At 70.0% G+C, this 25,137-nt stretch carries 24 protein-coding genes; 12 read left to right on the forward strand and 12 right to left on the reverse strand.

Annotated elements, in window-relative coordinates:
* Positions 1–373 precede the first annotated feature (373 nt).
* Together ACGFYV_RS30785 and ACGFYV_RS30790 are read left to right on the forward strand one after the other, a co-directional pair.
* The gene (locus ACGFYV_RS30785) at positions 374–1,330 is read left to right on the forward strand and encodes a hypothetical protein (RefSeq protein WP_393881789.1); all 957 of its coding nucleotides are present in this window, start codon (positions 374–376) and stop codon (positions 1,328–1,330) included.
* A gap of 101 nt (positions 1,331–1,431) precedes the next feature.
* The gene (locus tag ACGFYV_RS30790) at positions 1,432–1,599 is read left to right on the forward strand and encodes a hypothetical protein (RefSeq protein ID WP_393881813.1); all 168 of its coding nucleotides are present in this window, start codon (positions 1,432–1,434) and stop codon (positions 1,597–1,599) included.
* Positions 1,600–1,767: 168 nt separating this feature from the next.
* On the opposite strand, the gene ACGFYV_RS30795 is transcribed toward ACGFYV_RS30790, so the two are convergent.
* Positions 1,768–2,076, reverse strand: coding sequence for a metal-sensitive transcriptional regulator (locus ACGFYV_RS30795; RefSeq protein WP_365708750.1), 309 nt, complete (start codon positions 2,074–2,076; stop codon positions 1,768–1,770).
* 206 nt (positions 2,077–2,282) lie between these two features.
* Between ACGFYV_RS30795 and ACGFYV_RS30800 the strand changes: the two genes are divergently transcribed.
* Entirely contained in the window at positions 2,283–2,903 is a 621-nt protein-coding gene (locus ACGFYV_RS30800) for a DUF47 domain-containing protein (protein WP_393881790.1), read from the forward strand.
* Between the two features lie 7 nt (positions 2,904–2,910).
* On the forward strand, positions 2,911–3,909 hold the full coding sequence (locus tag ACGFYV_RS30805; protein ID WP_393881791.1) for an anion permease: 999 nt from the start codon (positions 2,911–2,913) through the stop codon (positions 3,907–3,909).
* Between the two features lie 495 nt (positions 3,910–4,404).
* Here ACGFYV_RS30805 and pstB read toward each other — a convergent pair whose 3' ends face one another.
* From pstB to ACGFYV_RS30830, 5 genes are all read right to left on the reverse strand, one after another.
* Complete coding sequence (gene pstB / locus ACGFYV_RS30810) at positions 4,405–5,181, reverse strand: phosphate ABC transporter ATP-binding protein PstB (protein WP_393881792.1); 777 nt, start codon at positions 5,179–5,181, stop codon at positions 4,405–4,407.
* 71 nt (positions 5,182–5,252) lie between these two features.
* Positions 5,253–6,314: a phosphate ABC transporter permease PstA gene (gene pstA / locus ACGFYV_RS30815; RefSeq protein WP_393881793.1), complete on the reverse strand. Its 1,062-nt coding sequence runs from the start codon at positions 6,312–6,314 to the stop codon at positions 5,253–5,255.
* A complete protein-coding gene (gene pstC / locus ACGFYV_RS30820; RefSeq protein WP_393881794.1) occupies positions 6,311–7,318 on the reverse strand; it encodes a phosphate ABC transporter permease subunit PstC in 1,008 nt (335 codons plus the stop codon). Before pstC ends, pstA begins: the two co-directional genes overlap by 4 nt.
* Positions 7,319–7,441: 123 nt before the next feature.
* A complete protein-coding gene (gene pstS / locus ACGFYV_RS30825) occupies positions 7,442–8,575 on the reverse strand; it encodes a phosphate ABC transporter substrate-binding protein PstS (RefSeq protein WP_393881810.1) in 1,134 nt (377 codons plus the stop codon).
* Positions 8,576–8,810: 235 nt separating this feature from the next.
* Positions 8,811–9,056, reverse strand: a complete 246-nt coding sequence (locus ACGFYV_RS30830; protein ID WP_393881795.1) for a hypothetical protein — start codon at positions 9,054–9,056, stop codon at positions 8,811–8,813.
* Between ACGFYV_RS30830 and ACGFYV_RS30835 the strand changes: the two genes are divergently transcribed.
* A complete protein-coding gene (locus ACGFYV_RS30835; protein WP_393881796.1) occupies positions 9,046–10,476 on the forward strand; it encodes an FAD-binding oxidoreductase in 1,431 nt (476 codons plus the stop codon). The two genes, ACGFYV_RS30830 and ACGFYV_RS30835, sit on opposite strands and share 11 nt — an antisense overlap.
* Positions 10,477–10,803: 327 nt before the next feature.
* Here the strand turns inward: ACGFYV_RS30835 and ACGFYV_RS30840 are convergent, their stop codons facing one another.
* From ACGFYV_RS30840 to ACGFYV_RS30860, 5 genes are all read right to left on the reverse strand, one after another.
* Positions 10,804–11,511 (reverse strand): phosphatase PAP2 family protein, encoded by a 708-nt coding sequence (locus ACGFYV_RS30840; protein WP_393881797.1) that lies wholly within the window; start codon positions 11,509–11,511, stop codon positions 10,804–10,806.
* Positions 11,512–11,688: 177 nt separating this feature from the next.
* Positions 11,689–12,645 (reverse strand): NlpC/P60 family protein, encoded by a 957-nt coding sequence (locus ACGFYV_RS30845; protein ID WP_393881811.1) that lies wholly within the window; start codon positions 12,643–12,645, stop codon positions 11,689–11,691.
* Positions 12,646–12,808: 163 nt separating this feature from the next.
* Positions 12,809–13,579 (reverse strand): trypsin-like peptidase domain-containing protein, encoded by a 771-nt coding sequence (locus tag ACGFYV_RS30850; protein WP_393881798.1) that lies wholly within the window; start codon positions 13,577–13,579, stop codon positions 12,809–12,811.
* Positions 13,580–13,751: 172 nt separating this feature from the next.
* Complete coding sequence (locus ACGFYV_RS30855) at positions 13,752–14,789, reverse strand: SDR family oxidoreductase (RefSeq protein ID WP_393881799.1); 1,038 nt, start codon at positions 14,787–14,789, stop codon at positions 13,752–13,754.
* A gap of 70 nt (positions 14,790–14,859) precedes the next feature.
* Positions 14,860–15,798, reverse strand: coding sequence for an oxidoreductase (locus ACGFYV_RS30860; RefSeq protein WP_393881800.1), 939 nt, complete (start codon positions 15,796–15,798; stop codon positions 14,860–14,862).
* Between the two features lie 62 nt (positions 15,799–15,860).
* Here ACGFYV_RS30860 and ACGFYV_RS30865 point away from each other — a divergent pair, with 62 nt between their 5' ends.
* The 7 genes from ACGFYV_RS30865 (at position 15,861) to ACGFYV_RS30895 (ending at position 24,395) form a co-directional block, all read left to right on the forward strand.
* Entirely contained in the window at positions 15,861–16,502 is a 642-nt protein-coding gene (locus ACGFYV_RS30865; RefSeq protein ID WP_393881801.1) for a TetR/AcrR family transcriptional regulator, read from the forward strand.
* Positions 16,503–17,198: 696 nt separating this feature from the next.
* Entirely contained in the window at positions 17,199–17,507 is a 309-nt protein-coding gene (locus tag ACGFYV_RS30870; protein ID WP_014673544.1) for a hypothetical protein, read from the forward strand.
* Between the two features lie 171 nt (positions 17,508–17,678).
* Positions 17,679–18,497 (forward strand): hypothetical protein, encoded by an 819-nt coding sequence (locus tag ACGFYV_RS30875; protein ID WP_393881802.1) that lies wholly within the window; start codon positions 17,679–17,681, stop codon positions 18,495–18,497.
* Positions 18,487–19,827 (forward strand): hypothetical protein, encoded by a 1,341-nt coding sequence (locus tag ACGFYV_RS30880; protein ID WP_393881803.1) that lies wholly within the window; start codon positions 18,487–18,489, stop codon positions 19,825–19,827. Before ACGFYV_RS30875 ends, ACGFYV_RS30880 begins: the two co-directional genes overlap by 11 nt.
* Entirely contained in the window at positions 19,824–21,383 is a 1,560-nt protein-coding gene (locus ACGFYV_RS30885) for an SCO6880 family protein (RefSeq protein WP_393881804.1), read from the forward strand. Before ACGFYV_RS30880 ends, ACGFYV_RS30885 begins: the two co-directional genes overlap by 4 nt.
* Before the next feature lie 14 nt (positions 21,384–21,397).
* Complete coding sequence (locus ACGFYV_RS30890; RefSeq protein ID WP_393881805.1) at positions 21,398–22,810, forward strand: ATP-binding protein; 1,413 nt, start codon at positions 21,398–21,400, stop codon at positions 22,808–22,810.
* Positions 22,811–22,925: 115 nt separating this feature from the next.
* Positions 22,926–24,395 (forward strand): type IV secretory system conjugative DNA transfer family protein, encoded by a 1,470-nt coding sequence (locus ACGFYV_RS30895; protein WP_393881812.1) that lies wholly within the window; start codon positions 22,926–22,928, stop codon positions 24,393–24,395.
* Here ACGFYV_RS30895 and ACGFYV_RS30900 read toward each other — a convergent pair.
* The gene (locus ACGFYV_RS30900; RefSeq protein ID WP_393881806.1) at positions 24,392–24,958 is read right to left on the reverse strand and encodes a GNAT family N-acetyltransferase; all 567 of its coding nucleotides are present in this window, start codon (positions 24,956–24,958) and stop codon (positions 24,392–24,394) included. The genes ACGFYV_RS30895 and ACGFYV_RS30900 overlap by 4 nt on opposite strands.
* Positions 24,959–25,137 lie beyond the last annotated feature (179 nt).

Below are 25,137 nucleotides of genomic sequence, written 5' to 3' on the forward strand. Positions count from 1 at the left end.
CCTTTTTCGGTTGCTGGGCTGCCGAACGTGCGGCGGCTGAGGGGGGTCACGGCACGGCTGTGTGGCCGGAGGCGTCGGTTCTGGCTTGGCTGCGGGCTCGGCGGGCCGGGCCGCGCCAGCCGCAGGTGCAGCGGGCTACGCAGAAACGTCCCTGCTCGGTCGTCGTCGTGAGATGTTGCTGCCCTTGCCGGGCCTGCTTCGGCCCGCACTGCTCTGCCACACCGTCAACAGTACCGAACCGCGGCGAAAGGTGTCGTACGGCCTTCCCCGCTTCCCGGCCCGCCTCCCGCCGCGCGTGACGGCACCCCCTACCCGTCGTTAACCGGAACGACAGGGGGCCCGACGGACGGACCGGCTGGGGGTAAGGCAGGCCATGGATCGGCGGCAGCACACGCGCGCGGGCAGAACCGTCGTCGCGGTGGGGATCATGGGACTCACGGCCGGGCTCGGGGTGGGGACCACGGGGTGTTCCGGCAGCGGCGCCGCCGCGGAGGGCGTGAACGGCGCGGGCGCCGACCCGGTCGCCGCGCTGCGGCGGGCCGCCGACACCCTGCGCGCCGCCGGCAGCTCCAAGGCCAGCACGTCCATGGAGATGGCCACCGGCGGCACCCGCGTCACCATCCGCGGCAAGGGCGTCTACGACTACCGGCGCCGGCTCGGCCGGCTGACCGTCGTGCTCCCGGAGGACCCGGCGGGCACCTCCGAGCACCGGCCCATCACCGAACTGCTCGCCCCAGGCGCCCTGTTCATGAAGAACCGGGGCGCCGGGGTGCCCGCCGACAAGTGGGTGCGGGTGGAGACCGCGAGCGTGTCCGACGGCAACCTCGTCACCGGCGGCGCGACGGACCCGTACGCCGCCGCCGAGGTACTGCGCGGGACGCGCAGGGCGACGTACGTGGGCCGCACGGAGGTCGCGGGAACCGCGGTGCGGCACTACCGGGGCACGGCCGACCTGGGCCGCGCGGCACACAGCGCCTCGGCCGGCAACCGGGCACCGCTCGCCGCGGCGGCGAAAGGGTTCGCCACGGCCGAGGTGCCGTTCGACGCGTACCTGGACGACGAGGGCCGGATCCGCAAGCTCAGACAGCACTTCAGCTTCGTCAACGGCCGCCAGTCCGCCGCCGTCGCGGTCGCCTCGACCACCCTGCTGTACGACTTCGGCGCCCCCGTCGACGTACGGCTGCCGAGCCCGCGGGACATCTACGCGGGGCGGATCGCGGAGGACGACGGCGGGGGCGAGGGCGGGGGAGACGGCGGGGGCGAGGGCGGGGGCGGCGGTACGGGTGGCGGCGACGGCGGCGGTACGGGTGGGGGCGAGGGGGCGCACTAGTCCGGGACGCCCTCCCCGAACTAGCCCGTCCGTGCCATGCGCGGCGTGTAGGGGGCTCCCTACTCTAGGAAGTCGGTGACGGCAGAGAAGAGGTGACGCGCGTGGCTCCGCTCGGCGGTACCGCGGTACAGGACCACGTGGCCCTCGCCGAGATCGAGCTGTGCGGAGAGCTGATCATCGCCGCCTCCGCCGCCGAGGACCGGCTCAGCCTGGAGAGCATCGACGAGGTGCTGCGGGTCGCCGAGGAGCGGCGGTCCGCCGAGGTCTGAGCCCGGCGCGCGGATCTGGAGGGGCCGGAGGGTCCCGGGGGTCCGGAGGGCCGGAGGGTCCCGGGGGTCCGGAGGGTCCCGGGGGTCCGGAGGGTCCCGGGGGTCCGGAGGGTCCCGGGGGTCCGGAGGGTCCCGGGGGTCCGGAGAGACTTCAGGGCACGGGGCGGGTCAGCTGCGGAGCAGCCGGCCGATCGCCTTCGTCGCCTCGTCCACCTTCGCGTCGATCTCGTCGCCGCCCTTGAGGGCCGCGTCCGCCACACAGTGCCGCAGGTGCTCCTCCAGCAACTGGAGGGCGAAGGACTGCAGGGCCTTGGTGGAGGCGGAGACCTGCGTGAGTATGTCGATGCAGTACGTGTCCTCCTCGACCATGCGCTGCAGACCGCGGATCTGCCCCTCGATCCGGCGCAGCCGCTTGAGGTGCTCGTCCTTCTGCTTGTGGTAGCCGTGCGTGGCGCCGGCCTCGGTCGTCGTCGTCATCGCTGGCCTCCATCTCGGGACAAGCCCTGAATACATACCCCTGGTGGGTATATGATACCGAATTTTGCTGGGTATGGGGCCCTTGGCCCGCCCCCGTGCTGATCACGTTGTCTCATGGGCGACACTGGGATGCGGCCCGATAGCCGTGGCCGGATGATGCGCCTAGCATCAGCCTGACCGAAACCGAAGCACCCCGAGGACCCCACGTGCGCTTTCGTCTGACCCCCAGGGAGACGAGCTTCTATGACATGTTCGCCGCATCCGCGGACAACATCGTCACGGGCTCGAAACTCCTGATGGAACTGCTCGGGGCGGACTCCTCCGCCCGAGCCGAGATCGCGGAGCGTATGCGGGCAGCCGAACACGCGGGTGACGACGCCACGCACGCGATCTTCCACCAGCTGAACTCCTCGTTCATCACGCCGTTCGACCGCGAGGACATCTACGCCCTCGCGTCGTCCCTCGACGACATCATGGACTTCATGGAGGAGGCCGTCGACCTCGTCGTCCTCTACAACGTCGAGGAACTGCCGAAGGGCGTCGAGCAGCAGATCGAGGTACTGGCGCGGGCGGCCGAGCTGACGGCCGAGGCCATGCCGCACCTGCGCACCCTGGACCACCTCACCGAGTACTGGATCGAGGTCAACCGGCTGGAGAACCAGGCCGACCAGATCCACCGCAAGCTGCTGGCCCACCTCTTCAACGGCAAGTACGACGCGATCGAGGTGCTCAAGCTCAAGCAGATCGTGGACGTCCTGGAAGAGGCCGCGGACGCGTTCGAGCACGTGGCGAACACGGTGGAGACCATCGCCGTCAAGGAGTCCTGAGGCGTCGATGGACACCTTCGCTCTCATCGTGACCGTCGCGGTCGCGCTCTTCTTCACGTACACCAACGGCTTCCACGACTCCGCGAACGCGATCGCGACCTCGGTGTCGACCCGTGCGCTGACGCCGCGGGCGGCGTTGGCGATGGCGGCCGTGATGAACCTCGCCGGTGCCTTTCTGGGCTCCGGGGTGGCCAAGACGGTCAGCGAGGGGCTGATCGAGACCCCTAAGGGGTCCGCGGGGATGGGCATCCTCTTCGCGGCCCTCCTCGGTGCGATCGTCTGGAACCTGGTCACCTGGTACTTCGGCCTGCCCTCGTCGTCCTCGCACGCCCTGTTCGGCGGTCTGGTCGGCGCGGCGCTGGCGGGCGGCACGGGCGTGCTGTGGAACGGCGTGATCGACAAGATCATCCTTCCGATGTTCCTGTCACCGATCGTGGGTCTGGTCGTCGGTTACCTGGTCATGACGGCGATCATGTGGATCTTCCGCGGGGCCAACCCGCACAAGGCCAAGCGGGGCTTCCGTATCGCGCAGACCGTCTCGGCGGCCGGTATGGCCCTCGGTCACGGTCTCCAGGACGCTCAGAAAACCATGGGTGTCGTGGTGATGGCACTGGTGATTTCCGGCCATGAGACGTACGGCGACCCGATTCCGGTGTGGGTGAAGATCGTCTGTGCGGTGATGTTGTCTCTGGGCACGTATGCGGGTGGCTGGCGCATCATGCGCACGTTGGGGCGCAAGATCATCGAACTTGATCCGCCGCAGGGGTTCGCGGCGGAGACGACCGGGGCGTCGATCATGTTCACCACGGCGTTCCTCTTCAAGGCACCGATCTCCACGACCCATGTCATCACCTCGGCGATCATGGGTGTCGGCGCGACCAAGCGGGTCAATGCGGTGCGCTGGGGTGTGGCCAAGAACATCGTTCTCGGCTGGTTCATCACGATGCCGGCGGCGGCGTTGGTCGCTGCGCTGACCTTCGGCCTGCTCAAGGTGACGATTCTCTAGGGCGGGTTCTTCGTCTGCGGGTTCGCTGCGGCTGGTCGCGCAGTTCCCCGCGCCCCTGGGGGGGTGCACTTGCCGCCCGCTTGAGGGCGAGGTCCTCACACGGCAGGTCAGCCCGGTTGTCGTCCGCGGGTGTGTGGTGGCTGGTCGCGCAGTTCCCCGCGCCCCTGGGGAGTGGGACTGATCCGCGCTTGAGGGCGAGGCCCCTTACACAGCAGGTCCGCACGTTCGTCGGCTGCGGGTTCGCCGTGGCTGGGTGCGCAGTTGCTCGGGCCCCTGGGGTGTGACCCTCCCGCAGCCGCCGGCGGCGGGTTCGCGGCGAAGGGGCCACCCGCAATCGAGGACGAGACTCGCACGAGTGGGCGGGTGGGGAAGGTGGGGTGGCCGGAGGCCGGGGCCGGAATACAGCGGGGCCCGCCCCTGGGAGCAGGGGCGGGCCCTTCTGTTTCCTCGCGGTGGCACCGCCATGCAGCACCGCGAGGGGTTCTGTGGGCCGGCTCAGCCGAAGCGGCCGGAGATGTAGTCCTCAGTCGCCTGCACCGAGGGGTTGGAGAAGATCCGCTCGGTGTCGTCGATCTCGATCAGCCGGCCGGGCTGGCCGACGGCGGAGAGGTTGAAGAACGCCGTACGGTCGGACACACGCGCCGCCTGCTGCATGTTGTGCGTCACGATGACGATCGTGAACCGCTCCTTCAGCTCACCGATCAGGTCCTCGATCGCGAGCGTGGAGATCGGGTCCAGCGCGGAGCAGGGCTCGTCCATGAGCAGGACGCGCGGCTCCACCGCGATCGCCCGCGCGATGCACAGACGCTGCTGCTGACCACCGGACAGGCCCGAGCCCGGCTTGTTCAGCCGGTCCTTGACCTCGTTCCAGAGGTTCGCGCCCTTGAGCGACCGCTCGACGATGTCGTTCAGCTCGCTCTTCTTGTAGCTGCCGTTCAGGCGCAGGCCCGCCGCCACGTTGTCGTAGATCGACATCGTCGGGAACGGGTTCGGGCGCTGGAAGACCATGCCCACCTCGCGCCGCACCATCACCGGGTCGACGCCCGCGCCGTAGAGGTCCTCGTCGTCCAGCAGCACCTTGCCGTCGACACGGCCGCCGGGGGTGACCTCGTGCATACGGTTCAGCGTGCGCAGGAACGTCGACTTGCCGCAGCCGGAGGGGCCGATGAACGCCGTCACCGAGCGCGGCTCGATGGACATCGAGATGTCCTCGATCGCCTTGTGGGAGCCGTAGTACGCGGTGAGTCCGCTTACGTCGATTCGCTTGGCCATGTCTGCTTCACTACTTCCAAGTCTGGGGGTCGCCGTCTGGCCCCGCGCGGCGGTAGCCGCGATGTGTTGCTTCAGCGACCGGTCTTCGGGGCCTTCCAGCGGGCGATGCCGCGGGCCACCAGGTTGAGGATCATCACGAACGCGATCAGCGTGAGCGAGGCCGCCCAGGCCCTGTCGTACGCCGCTCCGGAACCCGCGCTGTTCGCGAACTGCTGGTAGATGTACAGCGGCAGCGACGACTGCGCACCCTCGAAGGGGTTGTTGTTGATGAACGGGTTGCCGAAGACCAGCAGCAGGACCGGCGCGGTCTCACCCGCGATACGGGCGACCGCCAGCATGATGCCGGTGGTGATGCCGCCGATCGAGGTCGGCAGGACCACCTTCAGGATGGTGCGCCACTTCGGCACACCGAGCGCCAGGGACGCCTCCCGCAGCTCGTTCGGGACGAGCTTGAGCATCTCCTCGGTGGAGCGGACGACGACCGGCATCATCAGGATGGCCAGGGCCATCGAGCCGGCGAAGCCGAACGGCTGCAGCTTGAAGATGAGCATCAGGCTGAGGATGAACAGACCCGCGACGATCGACGGGATGCCCGTCATGACGTCGACGAAGAAGGTGACCGCCTTGGCGAGCTTGCCCCGCCCGTACTCCACGAGGTAGATCGCGGTGAGCACGCCGATCGGGGCACCGATCACGGTGGCGAGGCCGACCTGCTCAAGGCTGCCGATGATGGCGTGGTAGATGCCACCGCCGGGCTCGGTGTCGGCGACGATGCCCATCGAGTGGGTCAGGAAGTAGAGGTCCAGGACCTTCACACCGCGTGCGACGGTCACCCAGATCAGGGAGACCAGCGGGACGACGGCGACCAGGAAGGCGACCCAGACGAAGCTGGTGGCGAGCCGGTCCCTGGCCTGGCGGTGACCCTCGACGCGCGCGGCGATGGCGTACGTCCCGAGGACGTACAGGATCGCGGCGATCAGGCCCCACTGGACCTTGCTGTCGAGGCCCGCGGCCAGCGAGATGCCGACGCCCAGGACGAGGGAGCCCAGGGCGATCGCCCACGGCGACCACTTGGGCAGGCTGGCACCCTGCAGGCTGCCGGCGCGCTTGTCGGTCACGGCTGCGGTGCTCATGCGTTGGCCCCCGAGTACTCCGCACGGCGGGCGATGATCAGCCGGGCCGCGCCGTTGACCAGCAGGGTGATGACGAACAGGATCAGACCGGACGCGATCAGCGCGTCCCGGCCGAACTCCGTCGCCTCGCTGAACTTGCTGGCGATGTTCTGTGCGAAGGTGCCGCCGCCCGGGTTGAGCAGGCTGGCCTGGATGTCGAAGGACGGGGAGAGCACGGTGGCGACGGCCATCGTCTCACCGAGCGCACGGCCGAGGCCGAGCATCGACGCGGAGATCACGCCGGAGCGGCCGAAGGGCAGCACCGACATGCGGATGACCTCCCAGCGCGTGGCGCCGAGAGCCAGGGCCGCCTCCTCGTGCATCTGCGGAACCTGGCGGAAGACCTCGCGGCTCACGTTGGTGATGATCGGCAGGATCATGATCGCGAGCAGGATGCCGACGGTGAGCATCGAGCGCGGCGCGCCCTCGTCCCAGGAGAACAGGCCGGTCCAGCCGAAGTAGCTGTTGAGCCAGCCGAAGAGGCCGTTCATGTGCGGCACGAGCACGAGCGCGCCCCACAGGCCGTACACGATGGACGGCACGGCGGCCAGCAGGTCGATCACGTACGCGACGGGGCCGGCCATGCGGCGCGGCGCGTAGTGCGTGATGAACAGCGCGATGGCGACCGCGACGGGGACCGCGAGCAGCATGGCGATGACCGAGGAGACGATCGTGCCGAAGGCCAGCACCGCGATGCCGAAGACCGGCGGCGTGAGGTTGGTGTTCCACTCGAAGGTGGTGAGGAAGTTCCCGTGGTCCTTGCTGATGGCGAGGATGGCACGGTAGGTGAGGAAGGCCGCGATGGCGGCCATGATCACCAACAGCAGAATGCCCGAACCGCGGGAGAAACCGAGGAAGATCCGGTCACCGGCTCGGGTGGCACCGCGGGCCGCGTTCTTGGCGACGGCCGCGGAATGCTGGGGGGTGGGAGGTGGGGTGTCGGTTTTCTGTGTCGATATGTCCATCGGGTTCTCCGGTCTGCTGAACCGCGCGCCCACGGGGGGCGGCGATTCCTGGCGGCGGTGCACCGGACGGTGCGGCCCGGTCCTCGGGAAGCCCTCGGACCGGACCGCACTTCACGGATCAGGTCAGCTCAGGCCCTCGATGGTGGTGCGGACCTTGGCGATGATCTCGGCGGGGACGGGGGCGTAGTCGATGCCCGAGAGCACCTTCTGACCGTCCTCGCTGGCGATGTAGCGCAGGAAAGCCTTCGTGGCGGGCAGGGTGTCCGCCTTGTTGCCCTTGTCGCAGACGATCTCGTACGTGACCAGGGTGATCGGGTACGCGCCCTCGGCCTTGGTCTTGTAGTCCAGCTGGAGCGCGAGGTCCTTGCCGGTGCCGATGACCTTGGCGGCCGCGATGTCGGCGGTGGCGCTGTCGGTGCTGGGCACGACCGGCTTGCTGGCACCCGTGTTGATGGAGACGGCCTTGATGCCGTCCTTGACGTAGGACAGCTCGAAGTAACCGATGGCACCGGCGGTCTGCTTGACCTGCTGGGCCACACCCGCGGACTGCGGAGCGGACTGGCCGCCCTTGGCCTGCCAGGCCTTGCCGCCGGAGTACTTCCAGTTGTCCGGCGTGGTGGCGATCAGGTACTTGGTGAAGTTGTCCGTGGTGCCGGACTCGTCCGAGCGGTGGAACGCCTGGATCTTCAGGTCGGGGAGCTTCACGCCCGGGTTCAGCTTGGCGATCGCCGGGTCGTTCCACTTGCTGATCTTGCTGTCGAAGATCTTGGCGAGGGTCGGCGCGTCCAGGACCAGGTTGTCGACACCCGGGACGTTGTAGCCGAGGGCGATCGGGCCGCCGACCATCGGGAGGTCGATGCCCTGGCCGCCGGAGCAGATCTTCTTGGAGGCCGCGACCTCTTCCGGCTTCAGAGCCGAGTCGGAGCCCGCGAAGGCGACCTGGCCCTGCGTGAAGGCGGTGACACCGGCGCCGGAGCCGCCACCCTTGTAGTTGATCTGCACGCCACAGGCCTGGGAGAACTCCTTGACCCAGGCGTCGATGGCGTTCTTCTGCGCGGAGGAGCCGTCAGCGAGCAGCTGGCCCTTGGCGTCGTCGCACTTGATGGAGCTCGCCTGGGTGGCGGACGACGGGTTGCCCGACGCCTTGCTGCCGCCACCGTTGTCGTCGGAGCCGCACGCCGTCAGGGCAAGGGCGCCGGTGACGGCGACAGCACCGAGAGAGAGGGCGCGCAGCCGGTTCTTGCGCTGAAGCATCACTTTCAGGAGTTCCTTCCAGGAGCCGCCGCTGTCGGCGGCGTGCGAGGTCGTCTGGGCACAGAGCGCATTCAAAGGCCGCACTCAGCACCGGTACGGCCGAAATTAGGCAGGACAGATGAAGCCGTCGATGGCCGAAAATGAACGAAGGGTGAACCCCTGCCGTCAACCCGGTGAGGTCACGGAACGCTCACGGGAAGGGCACGCCCAGATCCCGGCCGCGGGGCATCGCGGACACTTACCGGTACTCGTAGAAACGTGTTCGACGATCGCTCTCCTGTCGGTGGAACTCCTGTGCGCGCGGCGTCGTCTCGTTCCACGAAAGCCGAGGAAGGGCGACGAATATGGAACGGCGAACGTTCATGTCGGGCGGCGTGGCCGCACTGGCCGCGACCGCGTTGACCGCGTGCAGCTCGGGATCGGGAACGCCCGCCGGGTCGTCTGCGACGACGCTTTCATCCTCCGGTACACCGATGAAGACCACCAGTCAGGCCGCCGCCTCGAACTGGGCGGGCCTCGCCCGTGACCTGGACGGCACCCTGGTCCGCCCCGGCGACGCCGCCTGGACGACGGCCCGCCGGCTGTACAACACCCGCTTCGACGGACTGAAGCCCGCCGCGGTCGCCTACCCGGCCCACACGGACGACATCCGTACGACCCTGGCGTACGCCCGCGCCCACCGGATCAAGGTGGCGATACGCAACGGCGGCCACTCCTACGCAGGCTACTCCTCCGGTGACGGCCGGCTGATCCTCGACGTGTCCAGGCTGAACCGGATCCGGGCCGGTGGCGGGCAGGCGGTGGTCGGCGCCGGCTCCAAGCTGATCGACGTCTACCGGGCGCTCGCCGCGAAGGGCGTGACCATACCCGCCGGCTCCTGCCCCACCGTCGGCGTCTCCGGCCTGGTCCTCGGCGGCGGCCACGGCGTCGTCTCCCGCGCCTACGGCCTGACCTGCGACAGCCTCACCCAGGCGACCGTCATCACCGCCGACGGCACCCAGGTCACCGCGAACGCCACCTCCCACACCGACCTCTTCTGGGCCCTGCGCGGCGCCGGCAACGGAAACTTCGGCGTCGTCACCGAGCTGCGGTTCAAAACCCACCCCGCACCGCAGGCCGTGACCGCGTACATGACGTGGTCCTGGTCCAGGGCCGCCGCGCTGATCAAGGCCTGGCAGGAGTGGGGCCCCTCCCAGCCCGACGAGATCTGGTCCTCCCTCCACCTCGACAACACCCCGGGCGGCACCCCGAGGATCTCCGTGTCCTGCTTCTCGCTCGGCACCTACGGCGAACTCCAGAACGCGGTCGACCAGCTCGCGCACCGGGCCGGCGCCGACGCCCGCTCCGTCTCCCTGCACCGCCGGGGCTACGAGGACGCGATGGAGATCTACGCCGGCTGCTCCTCCTTCTCCACCGACGCCCAGTGCCATCTGCCCGGCTCCACCCCCGGCCGCTCCCCACAGGGGCAGCTGGGCAGGGAGACCTACGCGGCCCGCTCCGACTTCTTCGACCGCTCCCTGTCCGCGGCGGGCATCCAGACCCTGCTCCGGCAGATCGGCGCGGTCCGCGGCGGCGCCGGCAGCATCGCGCTCACCGCGCTCGGCGGCGCGGTCAACCGGGTCTCCCCCACGGCGACGGCCTTCGTCCACCGCCGCTCGCGGATGCTGGCGCAGTACATCGCGTCCTGGCCGGCGGGGGCGTCCGGCGCTCCGGCGCAAGCCTGGCTGACGTCGGCGCACGACGCGATGAGGCCGTACGCGTCCGGTGGGGCGTATCAGAACTACACGGATCCCACGCTGAAGGACTGGCGGAAGGCGTATTACGGGGACGCGGCGGGGCGGCTGGCGACGGTGAAGAAGACGTACGACCCGGAGAGGTTCTTCTCTTACGGGCAGGGGTTGTAGGGGGACACCTCTTACGGGCAGCGGTTGCAGGGGGACGCCCGTAGGGCGCGCGGCAGGGACTCGACAGGGCGGCGCGCGGCAGGGACTCGACAGGGCGGCGCGCGGCAGGGACTCGACAGGGCGGCGCTCGGCAGGGACTCGACAGGGCGGCGCGCGGCAGGGACTCGACAGGGCGGCGCGCGGCAGGGACTCGACAGGGCGGCGCGCGGCAGGGACTCGACAGGGCGGCGCTCGGCAGGGGCTCGGGAGGGCGGCGCTCGGCGGGGGCTCGGGAGGGCGGCGCTCGGCAGGGGCTCGTAGGGGGCTGCGGATCGTCGTCGGCTGCCGTCAGGCGGCCAGGTCCTTCTCGTCGGGTTCCATGTGCGCGCGGGGGCCGGGGACCAGCGTGTCCTGTTGTCCCGGCGACGCCGCGGAGCGGCTGCGTACGAGCCGGCCCGCGCGCGGCGAGCGTTCCACCGCCTTCAGCACCGGGGTGAGGAGGGCGCTCGCCAGGGGGGAGAGGAGGAGGGCGACCGCGGTGCCGAGGGCGAAGCCGCCGACGACGTCGGTCGGGTAGTGGACGCCCATGTAGACGCGGCAGAAGCCCTCCAGCAGGGCGAGGCCGATGCCCACGATGCCGAAGCGGCGGTCGGCGACGAAGAGGCCGACGCCGAGGGCCATGGTGATCGTGGCGTGGTCGCTGACGAAGGAGAAGTCGTTCTTGCCGGTGACGAGGACCGCGAGGCCCTGGTGGTCGACGAAGGGGCGGGGGCGTTCGACGAAGCCGCGGATCGGTACGTTCACCAGGACGGCGAGGCCGGCCGCGAGCGGCGCCCAGATCAGCGCGGCGACCGAGGACGCGGCGTCCGGCCCGCCCCGGCGCCGCACGGTCCACCAGCACCACAGCACGAGCAGCACCATGGCGAGCGGCAGACCGTACTCACCGACGAACTCCATGACCCGGCCGAGCCAGTGCGGCGCGTCCTTGGCCAGGCCGTTGATGTCGTACAGCAGGTCGACGTCGGGGTTCGATCCGGATTCGGCGAGTACAGCCATCGTGCTGCGGCCCCTTCGTCGTCGTTCCGGACGCACCTCGTGTGCGTCGCACCTGCCCCCCGTGGTCCAGGAACGCACAGCACTCATGCATACGTTCCACAATCCACTGAATGATCACTCAGACGTTATCGAAGAGAGACGAATCATCGCAGCTCAGGGGGTAGGTTCACGCTCGGTTCACACCTTGGTGGGGAGCGCTTTCGCGCCATCCGCGGTGACCCGGGTGGCCCCGAAGTACTCGCCGGTGTCCACGGGGTCGAACCGGATCACGGCACCCGTGCGCGGCGCGTCGATCATGTAGCCGCCGCCCACGTAGATCCCGACGTGGTGGATGGCCCGGGAGTCGGTCAGGTCGTGGGAGAAGAACACGAGATCGCCGGGGAGCAGCTGGTCACGGGAGGGGTGCGGGCCGGCGTTGTACTGGTCGTTGGCCACCCGGGGCAGCTGGATCCCCACGCTCTCGTACGCCGCCTTGGTCAGCCCCGAGCAGTCGAAGCGCCCACCCTGGTCGGCGGTGCCGTTGCCGCCCCACAGATAGGGAGTGCCGAGCTTCTTCTGCGCGAACTCGATGGCACCGGCGGCCTGTCGGGTGGGGTCGAGCCGGCTGACCGGCGCGGCGAAGCTCTGCTCCAGGGAGCGGATCCGCTTCACGTAGTTCTGCGTCTCGCTGATGGCCGGAACCCCGCCCGCCTTTATCACCCGGTAGGCGCCCGCGTTGTAGGCGGCGAGCATGTTGTCGCTGACGTTCCCGGGAACGTCCTTGACGTACTTGGCCAGTTCGCAGTCGTACGACGCCGCCGACGGGATCGCGTCCTGCGGATCCCAGATGTCCCGCTTGCCGTCACCGTTGCCGTCGATGCCGTGCGTGGCCCAGGTACCGGGGATGAACTGCGCGATACCGCGCGCGTCCGCCGGGCTGACGACGGTCGGATTCCAGCCACTTTCCTGGTACAGCTGGGCCGCGAGCAGCGCCGGGGTCAGCGCCGGACACAGATTCCCCCACTGCTGCACCAACGGCTTGTAGACCGCGGGCACCGCCCCCTTGGCGAGGCCCCGGGCGCCCGAGGTCACGCCGTTGACGAGGTTCCCGGCGACGACGTACACGCCGACGACGAGCAGCAGGACGAACCCCATCCCGAGCCCGACCGCCGCCCCACCCGCCACCCATACTTTCCGCACGGGTCAACTTTCCCCCATGCGGGCCCGGTTCAATGCCATCTCGGTACGAAGTGGCGGCATGTCATCGGTGCCGACGCCGTGATCCTCGTCTCCAGCCCCCCGGCGGGCTCACACGGCGTCAGGAACCGGCCGTCGCAACCCGGTACAGTTCGGCCGCTTCCCGCCCCAACACGACGCTGTAGGACACGTCGTCGGTCGAGCCGCCCTGCTCGTGGCCGCCGAGGACGCCGACCACCTGGCCGTCGCCGTTGATCCAGGGGCTGCCGCTGGTCCCGCTGGTGAACTCCGGGCAGTCGATGCGCTGTTGGGTGGCGCTGTGCAGGGACGGCTTGTTGGTGCAGCTGATGGGGGTCTCGCGGCTGTCGGGGTAGCCGATGACGGTGACGGCGGTGGCACCGGTGGCCACCCCGGGGACGAAGCGATGCGCCCCGACGACGTCCTCGATCCGCCGGCCGCCCCGCGCGGCGACGACGGCGAACGCGATGTCGCTGTCCTCGTCCTGGTCCCGCGCCCACCCGTCGGGCAGGAACCGCTGCCCGACCTTCCACTCCCCGTACGGCGCCCTGCCGTCCCGGTAGCCCGGTGCGAACACCAGATCGCCGTCGACGCCGTCGACACAGTGCGCGGCGGTGACGACGAGGTCGCGGCCCGGACTGTGCACGACCGAGGCGGTGCAGAAGTGTCCGCCGGCCATCCGGCCCGCCCGGTCCACGCCGAACAGCGCGCCGACCCGCACGCTCCGCGCGGTCCTGGCGGCCGGGGCGGTGACACCGAAGGGCCCGGGGCCGTCATCGGCGGAGGCCACGGACGCCGACGTGACGGCGAGCATGATCACCGCGCAGAGCAACGCGGGACGCGAGGTGACCGAGATGCGTGAGATGCGCTTCATCAGTCCTCACTCTGTCGCACAAAGGTGAGAAACCCGTCCCGACTTCACTGATTTTTTCCTGTGAACCGCTCCGTCGTCCCCCGGCTTCGCCCGTACGGCCGGGAGCGGGTCCACGCTACTGTGCGGCCCGTGCCGCCGCCTCTCCACGCGGCCCGTCCGGACGCACCACCGCTCAGAACGTCGTGGTCATCCCGCCGTCCACCGCGATCGTCTGCCCCGTGATGAACGACGCCGCCCCGCTCGCCAGGAACACGACGACCCCGGCGACCTCACCCGGCCGGCCCCAGCGGCCCAGCGCGGTACGGGTGCGGAGCCAGTGCGCGCGCTCGGGGTCCGCGACGGCGTCGCCTCCGGCGGCGGCGGCGGTTTCGGCCTCGGTTCCGGCTTTGGTTCCGGCTTTGGTTCCGGCTTTGGTTCCGGCTGCGGCTTCTGCTTCGGCTCTGGTTTCGGCTTCGGTGTACGGCGCGAAGGTGCCCGGCGCCACCGAGTTGACCGTCGTACCGCTCGGGCCGAGGTCGGCGGCCAGGGCCCGGGTCAGACCGTCAAGGCCCGCCCTCGCGGTCGCGTAGGCGCCGCCCCCGGTGCGGCCCAGCCGGCCGACGACCGAGGAGACGTTGATGATCCGGCCCGGCGTGCCCCGGGCGGCCAGCCCCCGGGCCACGCTCTGGCTCAGGGCGTACGCCGCGGCCAATTGGACGCCGAGCATCCCGGACAGCTCGTCCGGGGTCGCCCCGCCCTCACCGGTCAGGTCGTCGTCGCCCACGTTGTTCACCAGGACGTCGACGGTGCCGAGCGCCTTCACCGCCGCCTCGGCGGCCTCCCGGTCGGTGACGTCGAAGGCGGCGGCGAGGACGTCGTACCCCTCGCCCCGCAGGCGCGCCGCCACCGCGTCGAGGGCCGCCTGATCACGGCCGTTGAGCACGACCCGCGCCCCGGCCCCGGCCAGCCCCCGCGCCATCTCCAGCCCGATCCCGCGCACCGAGCAGGTCACCAGCGCCGTACGGCCGGTGAGACGGAAGCTCACCGGCGCCTTCGTGGGAGCGACGCGGAGACGGTCGGCGTACGAGCCCGGCTGGGCGGGCATGCCCGGCAGGGCGTCGGCGTACGGCCGGGTATCGGTGTACGGCAGAGCATCGACGGACGGCCGGGTATCGGCGTATGGGTGGGCAGGAGGGCCGGGTTGCTGCGCGAAGTCGGTGCCGCCGCTCATCCCCGCCCCCTCTCACCGTCCGCCTTCACCGTCCGTCGAGGGGTCACCGTATCCGGCGGGAGCGCGGAGGTCAGGGGTTATTCACAGATCGGTTCCCCGCCGCGAGTCCCCACTCCACCCCGGTCATCTCCTCCGACAGCGTCCACAGGCGCCGGGCCGCCTCCGGGTCGCTCGCCGCCGCGCTGCGGCCGACCAGGGTCGGGGCGCCGCGCATCTCGCCGAGACCGTCCGGGCCGACGTAGGCCGCGCCGGGGAGGTCCTGGGTGGCGGCGTAGAGGGTGGGAAGGGCGCCGGCCTTGTCCTCCTGGGCGAGGAGCTTGTTGCCGACGGACATGAACGCCCGCGCGAGGGGGTTCGCGTGGTGGCTCTGCAGGTTGGTGGCCGCGTAGCCGGGGTGGGCCGCGAGGGCGCGCACGGGCGAGCCGGCCTCGGTCAGGCGCCGCTGGAGTTCCAGCGTGAACAGGAGGTTGGCCAGCTTGGACTGGGCGTAGGCGCGGGTCGGGGAGTAACGGCCGCGCAGGTTCACGTCGTCGAAGTGGATCGCCCCGTCACCCCCGCGGTGAAGACCGGAGGACACCGTCACCACCCGGTCCGTGACGTACGGCAGCAGAAGGTTGGTGAGGGCGAAGTGCCCGAGGTGGTTCGTGCCGAACTGCATCTCGAAGCCCTGCGCGGTGCGCTGCTCGGGCAGCATCATCACGCCCGCGTTGTTGACCAGCAGGTCCAGCGGGCGGTCCCAGGAGGCGGCGAACTCCCGCACCGAGTCCAGGTCCGCCAGGTCCAGGCGGCGCACCTCCGTGCTGCCGCCCGCCCGTGCCGCCGCCGCATCGCCGCGCCCGACGTCCCGCACGGCGAACACCACATGCGCCCCGGCCCGCGCCAGCGCCCCGGCGGTGACGAGGCCGAGGCCGCTGTTGGCGCCGGTGACCACGGCCGTACGGCCGGTCAGATCGGGAAGGTCGGTCGCGTTCCACTTGCGCGCACGGCGCGCACCGCTCGTATCAGCCATGACCTCAATGTAGGCATCGACAACAATGCTGTCAACGACAACATCCCGTTACGATGGGACCCATGCCGCGCATCCCCACGAGCCGCCCCTACCACCACGGAGACCTGCGCGCCGCCCTCCTCAAGAGCGCCGAGCACACCCTGCGCACGAAGGGGGCCGGCGCGCTGTCGCTGCGCGAGCTGGCCCGGGACATCGGCGTGAGCCACGCGGCCCCGGGCCGGCACTTCAAGGACAAGCAGGCACTGCTGGACGCCCTCGCCCTGGACGGCTACGAGCGCCTCAACCAGGGCCTGGCCGCAGCCGCCGCCCTCGCGGACCCGGCCTTCGAAGAACGCATGACCGCACTCGCGCGCGCCTACCTCGGTTTCGCCGTCGAGAACCCGGAACTGCTGGAGCTGATGTTCGCGCGCAAGCACTCCCCCGACAACTCCGACAACTCCGCCAGCTCCGACAGCTCCGACAGCTCCGCCCAGCTCACCGCCGCCGTCGACCAGTCCCTCACCGGCCTCACCCGGATGTTCGCCGAGGCACAGGAACGGGGCGAGATCATCCAGGGCGACCCCGAGCGCATCGCCATGGTCGCCATCGCGAGCCTGCACGGACTCGCCGCCCTCATCACCAGCTGCGCGCTGGACGCGCGGGAGGCACTGGCCGGCCTCGACGAACACGTCCACCTGATCCTGCATGGCCTCAAACCGCGCTGAGGCCCAGCGCCTTGTCGGGACGCGTTGCCGGGGCGTGCTGTCGGGAGCACCTCGCCGGGGCGCGTTGCCGGGGCCGCCTGTCCGAACCCGGTGTTTTTCGGTCAAGCTCCGCCCAGCGCGGCGCCATCGCCTCGCCATCGCGCGGCAATCCCGCAACCCCCTTCGGTAACGCGGGAGTCAGAACTCCGAAAGCCCCCTGGTCGTCGCGTATTCGACGAGCACCATGGGGGCGGGGGCAACCATCACAGGGCAACCACCACAGGGCGCCCACCACAGGGCAACCACCACACCACCCCGTCGGGTCACGGGGAGCCGCCACCGCAGGGGGACGTGGGGTCCCCGCGAGGCGGCGCGGAAAGGAAGACGGGCCACGGCAGCCGGCCGCGGCCCGTTTTTCCTGCCCGTGAGAGCCCCGTGAGAACATCGTCTCGACGCCTCACCCGACCGGCCGTCAGAACCCGTACCAGGCCGTAAGAGAGGTCAACGACGGAACCACGTGACAGGTTTCGCACCGGCCTCGTTGCCCGGCGTGACCTGCCGTGATACACAGAGTGACCGTGCCACGGATTCGTACGAAACCCGCCAGTCAATGACGTCAAGTCGACATACGACGGCGACGTTGTCGGCGAGAATGAGGGCTGACCTCTGCACACCGCAGGGGCCATGCGGAACTACCCACCAGGGGCGGTGACTTACATGCTCTTTGCGGCCGACAAGGGAGACATCAACACCATCATCGGCGGGATCGCTCCGGACTGGGGCCCCTTCGGCAGCCTGGGCAACGAAGCCAAGGTGATGATCGAGGTGGTGATGGCCGTCGCCATCCTGCTCTGTCTCGGCATCGCGGTCTGGGGCGCGGCCAAACAGCGCATCGGCGCGACCGCACTGCGCGACACCTTCAGCGCGGAGCAGGGCAAGGGCCTCATCATCGCCGGCCTCACCGGGGTCTTCATCATCGGATCCCTCGGCACACTGTTCACGATCGTGTACGGCATGGCGGTCTAGCCCTCGCCTCCTGTCCGGGCACGCCCTGCCCCCGTCCCCTCCACCCCACCCACCCGTCGTGCCCACCGGCTGAGGTTGCGTTTCCCTGATGTCGAGTCACCACACCGCGCCCGCGCGGGAACCAGCACGGCTACCGTCGTACGTCTACGAGGTGGAGGGGGCGCACGCGGCATGAATCCCGCAGACGAGCAGGGCTACACCGAAACCGGACAGACCCGGACCCACCTGCCCGGCGGCGACCCCTACGGCGGCGCACCCCGCCGCACCGGCCGCTCCTCCTCCCGAAGCCTCATCACCGTCGTCGGCGTCGTCGTCCTCCTCATCGCGGCAATCGCCTTCGCGAACAGAGGAGACTCCTCCACGAACGGCTCCGCCGACAAGGGCCACCAACCGAAAAGCTCCTCGACGGCGGCCAGCGGGACACGTCCCGTGGAGACGAAGAACGGGGCGATTCCTTCGGGGTTCGCGCACACGGAGGAGGGCGCGCAGAGCGCTGCCGCGAACTATGCGGTGGCGTTGGGGTCGGCCGAGATGTTCAACACCACGTGGCGGCACCAGATCGTCAACGCGGTCTATGCCAGGGACGTCGCTGCTGCCAAGCAGGCGGACATGGACCACGCCTACTCCAGCGAGTCGTTCCTCTCCAACATCGGTCTGACCAAGAACGGCAGCGCGCCGAGCGGCCAGACCTTCGTTTCCCGGACCATTCCCGTCGGCACCAAAGTCACCTCGCCAGGGACGGACGCCACCACCGTGGAGGTCTGGTACACCTCGCTGTTCGGCCTCTCTGGTGATGCGTCGAAGAACCCGGTGACCGAGAGCTGGTACACCACGACGTTCGAACTGAAGTGGGTCGACAACGACTGGAAGATCACCGACTTCCAGCAGAAGGACGGGCCCGTCCCCGTAGGCCGTGACCAGACGGCTTCCACCTCGGAGGACATGACCAAGGCCGTCGAGGAGTACGGAGGGTTCACGTATGCGCGCTAACCACCGCGTCCTCAAGGTCACAGCAGCTCTCGGCGCCGTGCAGACGGTCACGATGCTGCTGGCCACTCACGCCTTCGCCGCACCTTCCCCGACCCCTACAAAGAGCAACGACCCTTGTGACCTCATCCGCGGCCCCGCCAAACAGTTCTGCGAAAAAGACAACAGCGGCGGCTCCAAGAACGGTCTCTCCGGTACGCCCAGCAACCCCCTCACCGACACCCTCGACCCCCTCTCCTCCCTCGCCAAGGGCTGCGCCGACGCCGCCTCCTGGACGATCGGGAAGCTCAGTGACGCGGTGAAGGAGACGGCGACCGTCGACTTCACGAACGAGAAGTTCCTGCAGCAGTACGCCGTCGTGTTCGCCGCCTCGTCGATCCTGACCCTCCTGCTGTGGCTCCTCGCCGTCGCCAAGCGCGCGGTGCGCGGCGTGCCGCTGACGACCGCCATCTCGGAAGCCGTCGGCTTCCTCTGGCTCACCGTGCTCGCCTCCGCCTTCACACCACTGATCCTCTACACCGTCGTATCGGCCACCGACGGCGTGACCGACGTCCTCGCGAAGGCGACCGGCGACCAGGCGGACACGTTCTTCGGCACGTTCTCGGGCGCGCTCGGCAAGGGCAACGACATCGGCGGCGGCCCCATCATGCTGATCGTCGTCTCGCTGGTCAGCATCCTCGCCGCCGGCATCCTCTGGCTGGAGCTGGTCATCCGCGCCGCCCTGCTCTACGTCGGCGCCCTCCTCGGCACCGTCGTCTACGCGGGCCTGGTGGACAAGAACCTGTGGGGTCACGTCCGCCGCTGGGCCGGAATCATGATCGCAGTGATCCTGGTGAAACCGGTGATCGTCATCGTGCTGGGCCTGGCCGGCGCCCTCTCCGGCGACAACGGCCCGGACGCCTTCTCCGCCGTCGTCTCCGGCCTCTCCATCATCCTGCTCGCCATCTTCGCCAGCGGCGCGATCTACCGCTTCGTCCCCGGCTTCGGCGACGAGATCGCCGGCTCCCGCAACAACCGCATCATGCAGGGCGCCGAGGCCAAGGCCGCCGCGGTCATCAGCTCCCCGGCCACGATGGTCGCCCAGGGCATCAAGACACACAGCGCCCGCGCCGACAACAACGGCGCGGGCGCCGCGGGAGCCCAGGGCGGCAGCGCCCCGCGCCCCGCCAACCCGGCCTCCGGCGGCGTCGCCGCCCACAGCAGCCGCACCCCCCAGGGCGGCGGCGCGGCGGCCCCCTCCGTCACCCCGGCGCCGCGCTCCCCCAGCCCGGTCAACACCCCGCACGCAAGCAACGCCCGCAACAGCAACCGCACGGGAGGTGAAGGGCGTTGACGACCGAGTCCCACCTGTCCCATCCGGTCACGCCCCGCCGTACGTATCTCATCGGCCGCGCCCGGCCGAACGCGATCATCGGCCGGAACCGCGAGTCCGGCGAGATCGCGCTGATCGTCGTCGGCGCGTTCCTCGGCATGATGTGCGGCCTCCTCGTCCCGGTCCTGCCCCTGCGGATCGTGCTGCTGACCGGCTTCCCGATGCTCGCGCTCGCCGCCGTGTACGTGCCGTACAAGCGCCGCACCTTCTACAAGTGGTTCGAGATCAACCGCTCCTACAAGCGCACCGTCAAGCGCGCCGCCGTCTACCGTTCCTCCGCCATGGAGGCCGGCACCCGGCTGGACGGACGCGAGGTCGAGATCGGACCGCCGCCGGGCATCGGCCGGATCAGCTGGCTCGCCGCGCCCTTCGGGCCGGACGAGATCGCCGTACTGCTGCACGCCGACCGCAGGACCGTCACGGCGGCGATCGAGATCGAGGGACCGGGCGTCGGCCTGCGCGACTCCGAGGACCAGGAGGCCCTGGTCGACCGGTTCGGCACGCTCCTCAAGCACGTCGCCAACGGCGACGGGTTCGTCACCCGGCTCCAGATGCTCGCCCGCACGCTGCCCGCCGACCCCGACGCCCACGCCAAGGACGTCGTCCAGCGCGGCGACGAACGCTCGCCCTCGTGGCTGCAGCAGTCCTACGACCAGCTCCAGTCGATGGTGTCCACCAGCAGCGAGCAGCACCGCGCCTACCTCGTCGCCTGCATGCACTACACCCGCGAACTGGCCGCCGAGGCCCAGGCGATGGCCCGTGCCGCACGGCCCCAGGCCGGGCGCCGGCTCGACCGGGACGCGGGACTCGCCGTCGTCATGGCCCGCGAACTGACGGACATCTGCTCGCGCCTCCAGGAGGCCGACATCCGGCTCCGCCAGCCCCTCGGGCAGGGCAGGCTCGCCTCCCTCGTCCACTCCATGTACGACCCCGACCACCCGATCGACCACATCCAGGCGATGACCAAGCGCAACGCCTGGCCGGCCGAGCTGAACGCCATGGAGCCCGACTACCTCCAGGCCAAGACCCGCGAGTCGGCCACCCGCGCCCCCTGGTGCCACGCCACGGCCTGGGTGAAGGAGTGGCCGATGACCCCCGTCGGCGTCAACTTCCTCGCCCCGCTGCTCGTCCACACCCCGGACGTCATCCGCACGGTCGCCGTGACGATGGACCTCGAACCCACCGAGATCGCCATCGAGCGCATGCTCACCGAGAAGACCAACGACGAGGCCGAGGCCTCCCGCGCCGCCAAGATGAACCGCACGGTCGACCCCCGGGACGTGGCCGCCCACACCCGCCTCGACCAGCGCGGCGAGGACCTCGCCAGCGGCGCCGCCGGCGTCAACCTGGTCGGCTACATCACCGTCTCCGCCCGCACCCCGGAGGCCCTGAACCGCGACAAGCGCACGATAAGAGCCTCCGCGGGCAAGTCGTACCTGAAGCTGGAGTGGTGCGACCGCGAGCACCACCGGGCCTTCGTGAACACACTTCCCTTCGCCACCGGCATCCGAAGGTAGGGGCTGATTCGCCGATGCGGGATCCGCTGTCCGTCCTCACCGACGCCTTCACGTCCTTCCTGTTCGGGAAGGTCGAGACGACCCGGCTTCCGGTACGCACCTCCACGGGCCAGGCCCAGGCGGTCTACCTGCCCACCGCCGCGCCCGGACTCGGCGACTCCGGCGTCATCATCGGCCGCGAGGTGTACTCCGGGAAGGGCTACATCTACGACCCCTTCCAGCTGTACGGCCAGCAACTCCCGGCCCCGCACTGGCTCGTCCTCGGCGAGTCCGGCAACGGCAAGTCGGCACTGGAGAAGACGTACGTCCTGCGCCAACTGCGCTTCAAGGACCGCCAGGTCGTCGTCCTGGACGCCCAGGGCGAGGACGGCGTCGGCGAATGGAACCTGATCGCGGAGGAGTTGGGAATAACTCCGATCCGGCTGGACCCGACGGCCGCCCTGAACCACGGCATCCGCCTCAACCCGCTCGACCCCTCGATCACCACCACGGGCCAGCTCGCGCTGCTCCGCACGATCATCGAGGTCGCGATGGGCCACGGCCTGGACGAACGCTCCGGCTTCGCCCTCAAGGTCGCCCACTCCTACGTCAACGAGACGATCGTGGACCGCCAGCCGGTCCTGAGCGACATCGTCGAGCAACTACGGCACCCCGAACCGGAGTCGGCCGAGGCGATGAACGTCGCCATAGACGACGTACGGGCGTGGGGACTCGACGTCGCCCTGGTCATCGACCGCCTGGTCGACGGTGACCTGCGCGGCATGTTCGACGGCCCGACCACGGTCGGCATCGACCTCGACGCCCCGCTGATCGTGTTCGACCTCTCCCACATCGACCGCAACTCCATCGCCATGCCCATCCTCATGGCGATCGTCGGTGTGTGGCTGGAGCACACCTGGATCCGGCCCGACCGCAAGAAGCGCATCTTCCTCGTGGAAGAGGCCTGGCACATCATCAACAGCCCGTTCGTGGCCCAGCTGTTCCAGCGGCTGCTGAAGTTCGGCCGCCGGCTCGGCCTGTCCTTCGTGGCGGTCGTCCACCACCTGTCCGACGTCGTGGACGGGGCAGCCGCGAAAGAGGCTGCCGCGATCCTGAAGATGGCGTCGACCAGGACGATCTACGCCCAGAAAGCGGACGAGGCCCGTGCCACCGGCCGGGTTCTCGGGCTGCCGCGCTGGGCCGTCGAGATCATCCCCACCCTCACCCCCGGCATCGCCGTCTGGGATGTCAACGGCAACGTCCAGGTGGTCAAACACCTGATCACCGAGACCGAACGCCCGCTGGTCTTCACCGACCGCGCGATGACCGAGTCCTCCAGCGACCTGACGGCCGACGACGCCCTGCGCGCGGCCGAGCTGGAGGCCGAGCAACGGGCGGCGGCCTTCGTCGAGCAGCACCTGGGCGACTCCGAGTCGACGGTGGCGTAGGGGGGAAGCCGGAGTGAGACGGGACGACCGGGACGACCGGGACGGCCGCTGGGACGACCGCCGTGACAGCGTCCGGGAGAGCGGTCGGCAGAGCGGCCGGCAGAGCCAAGGTGGCATCCCCGACGGCCTGCTGATCGGCCTACTCGCCTTCCTCATCGGCATGACCGTGCTGGTCTGGACGGCCACGGGCCTGGCCGCCTGGTTCGCCAAGGGCGCCTGGCCCGACGCCCTCACCTTCACCCGCACCCCACCGGCCATGCGCCACCTCATCGGCCAACCCCACGACCTGGCCGGCGCCTGGCCCGACACCCCCGCCCACCAGCTCTCCGGCTGGGGCCTGTTCTGGGGCCTGTTCATCGGCCAGCTGATGATCCTGTTCGTGCTCACCGTGTTCACCATCGGCGTGGTGACACGGTGGCGGGCGGGCCGGGCGCGGCACAGGGAACAGGTACGGACAGCTCCCGCACCGAGCCCGTCACCGGCACCAGCACCAGCACCAGCACCAGCACCAGCACCGAGCCACGAGGTCCCCGCGCCTCGCAGGGGGCCGCAGACGCCGGAGGCGATCGAGGAGACGGCACCGCAGGAGGCGTTGGAGCACCTTCCGGCCGACGACAAACAGGCGGGCGGGTGGGAAACCAGCCCCGCCGCAGGCGCGGTGCACCACGCGGTGCACTACGCCGCACCCTCAGTCCGCCAGCACACCGCGACCCAGGCCATCCAGGACGCCCCCGGCCCCACCCTCGTCCTCACCTCGAACCCCGCTCTCTGGGCGGAGACCAAGGACGCTCGGGCCAAACTGGGCCCCACCCTCCTCTACGACCCCACCCACCTCTGCGACACCCCCGCCCGCCTCCACTGGTCCCCCACCGCCGGCTGCGAGGACAAGCAGACGGCCCTCCAGCGGGCCACCGCCCTCCTCTTCCCCGTCCAGCCCACGGCCAGGATCGACCAAGCGGTCGCCGACACGGCGATAACGCTCCTGCGGAGCTACCTCCACGCCGCCGCCCTGGACAGCCGCACCGTCCGCCACGTCCACCGCTGGTCCCAGGGCAACCAGATCCAGGACGCGGTACGCACCCTGCGCACCCACCCCCAGGCCGCCCCCGGCGCCGCGGGCGAACTCGAGGCCGCGCTCACCGCACACCCCGAACGCCGCGACATCGCCCAGGAGTTGACCGGCCGGGCCCTGTCGGCCCTGTCCACGGTCAACATCCGCGAGGCCTGCACCCCCAACCGAAACGATGCGCTCTCCCTGGATTCCTTCGTCCAGGAAGGGGGCACGCTTTATGTGGTCGGCGAATCCATCGAGGACCCCAGGACCAGCCCAGGGGCGATGCCCCTGCTCACGGCCCTCGTCTCCAGCGTGGTCGAGCGCGGCCGGCGCATGGCCGAACGGTCATCCTCCGGTCGGCTCGACCCACCACTGACCCTGATCCTGGACGATGTGGCGGCCGTCGCCCCCATCCCCCAGCTCCCCGACCTGCTGACGGCAGGAACCGGCCAGGGCCTGCCGACCCTGGCCCTGCTCCGCTCCCGCGAACAGGCCAGATCCCGCTGGCCACACCAGGAACTTCCGGTCTAGGAACGGCGCTCCAGGACGAACTCCAGATCCATCTCCGCCTCGAACTTGGCGAACTTCACGGCCACCCCGCTGGGCACGAACCCGGCCTTGCGGTACGCCGCCTGCGCCCTGGTGTTGTTCTCGTGCACGAACAGCCGCACCCGCTCGGCCTCCTGCTCCCACGCCCAGGCCGCGCCGGCGCCGAGCAGCGCCTCGGTCAGCCCACGTCCACGGTGTTCCGGCCGCACGAACACACCGACCACCTGCCCCTGCAACCGGTCGACCGGATACCCCGCCCAGTCCTCCGCGCCGGGCTTCTCAAGAAGCACCGTGGCGGAGCCGACCCAGGTCCCGTCCGGCGCCTCGGCGATGAACTGCCGTGCCCCTGGGGCCCCTTCACCGGACGCCAGGGCACGCTCCTGGAAGAAGGAGTCCGGCATGGCCTCGGCCTCCTCGTACGTCGTCATGAAGGCGATGTGCGCCACCGGGTCCCGCAGCGCGTCGAGCCGCAACCGCTTCGCGGCCATCCACTCGTCGGCGCGTATCGCACGGATCACATAGTCATCGCTGGTCGAGGCGTTCATGCGGGCCACGGTAGTACCTGCCCACCACGTCGCTCATCCGAAATAGAGCCCCGAACCCGAAAGACCCTGACCCTAAAGGTCCCTGACCCTAAACGAGCCCTGAACGCAGAAAACCCCCGCATCCATAGATGCGGGGGTTTCCCCAAAAATTGTTCGGCGGCGTCCTACTCTCCCACAGG

It is taken from the genome of Streptomyces sp. NPDC048297 (genome assembly GCF_043201585.1).
GTDB lineage: Bacteria > Actinomycetota > Actinomycetes > Streptomycetales > Streptomycetaceae > Streptomyces.

What these genes read in the sequence shown, in the direction of transcription:
- ACGFYV_RS30785 (WP_393881789.1), top strand. Translation starts at nt 374, where the DNA reads ATGGATCGGCGGCAGCACACGCGCGCGGGCAGAACCGTCGTCGCGGTG.
- ACGFYV_RS30795 (WP_365708750.1), bottom strand. Translation starts at nt 2,076, where the DNA reads ATGACGACGACGACCGAGGCCGGCGCCACGCACGGCTACCACAAGCAG.
- ACGFYV_RS30805 (WP_393881791.1), top strand. Translation starts at nt 2,911, where the DNA reads ATGGACACCTTCGCTCTCATCGTGACCGTCGCGGTCGCGCTCTTCTTC.
- pstB (WP_393881792.1), bottom strand. Translation starts at nt 5,181, where the DNA reads ATGGCCAAGCGAATCGACGTAAGCGGACTCACCGCGTACTACGGCTCC.
- pstA (WP_393881793.1), bottom strand. Translation starts at nt 6,314, where the DNA reads ATGAGCACCGCAGCCGTGACCGACAAGCGCGCCGGCAGCCTGCAGGGT.
- pstC (WP_393881794.1), bottom strand. Translation starts at nt 7,318, where the DNA reads ATGGACATATCGACACAGAAAACCGACACCCCACCTCCCACCCCCCAG.
- ACGFYV_RS30835 (WP_393881796.1), top strand. Translation starts at nt 9,046, where the DNA reads ATGAAGACCACCAGTCAGGCCGCCGCCTCGAACTGGGCGGGCCTCGCC.
- ACGFYV_RS30840 (WP_393881797.1), bottom strand. Translation starts at nt 11,511, where the DNA reads ATGGCTGTACTCGCCGAATCCGGATCGAACCCCGACGTCGACCTGCTG.
- ACGFYV_RS30845 (WP_393881811.1), bottom strand. Translation starts at nt 12,645, where the DNA reads ATGGGGTTCGTCCTGCTGCTCGTCGTCGGCGTGTACGTCGTCGCCGGG.
- ACGFYV_RS30850 (WP_393881798.1), bottom strand. Translation starts at nt 13,579, where the DNA reads ATGAAGCGCATCTCACGCATCTCGGTCACCTCGCGTCCCGCGTTGCTC.
- ACGFYV_RS30855 (WP_393881799.1), bottom strand. Translation starts at nt 14,789, where the DNA reads ATGAGCGGCGGCACCGACTTCGCGCAGCAACCCGGCCCTCCTGCCCAC.
- ACGFYV_RS30860 (WP_393881800.1), bottom strand. Translation starts at nt 15,798, where the DNA reads ATGGCTGATACGAGCGGTGCGCGCCGTGCGCGCAAGTGGAACGCGACC.
- ACGFYV_RS30865 (WP_393881801.1), top strand. Translation starts at nt 15,861, where the DNA reads ATGCCGCGCATCCCCACGAGCCGCCCCTACCACCACGGAGACCTGCGC.
- ACGFYV_RS30870 (WP_014673544.1), top strand. Translation starts at nt 17,199, where the DNA reads ATGCTCTTTGCGGCCGACAAGGGAGACATCAACACCATCATCGGCGGG.
- ACGFYV_RS30875 (WP_393881802.1), top strand. Translation starts at nt 17,679, where the DNA reads ATGAATCCCGCAGACGAGCAGGGCTACACCGAAACCGGACAGACCCGG.
- ACGFYV_RS30880 (WP_393881803.1), top strand. Translation starts at nt 18,487, where the DNA reads ATGCGCGCTAACCACCGCGTCCTCAAGGTCACAGCAGCTCTCGGCGCC.
- ACGFYV_RS30890 (WP_393881805.1), top strand. Translation starts at nt 21,398, where the DNA reads ATGCGGGATCCGCTGTCCGTCCTCACCGACGCCTTCACGTCCTTCCTG.
- ACGFYV_RS30900 (WP_393881806.1), bottom strand. Translation starts at nt 24,958, where the DNA reads ATGAACGCCTCGACCAGCGATGACTATGTGATCCGTGCGATACGCGCC.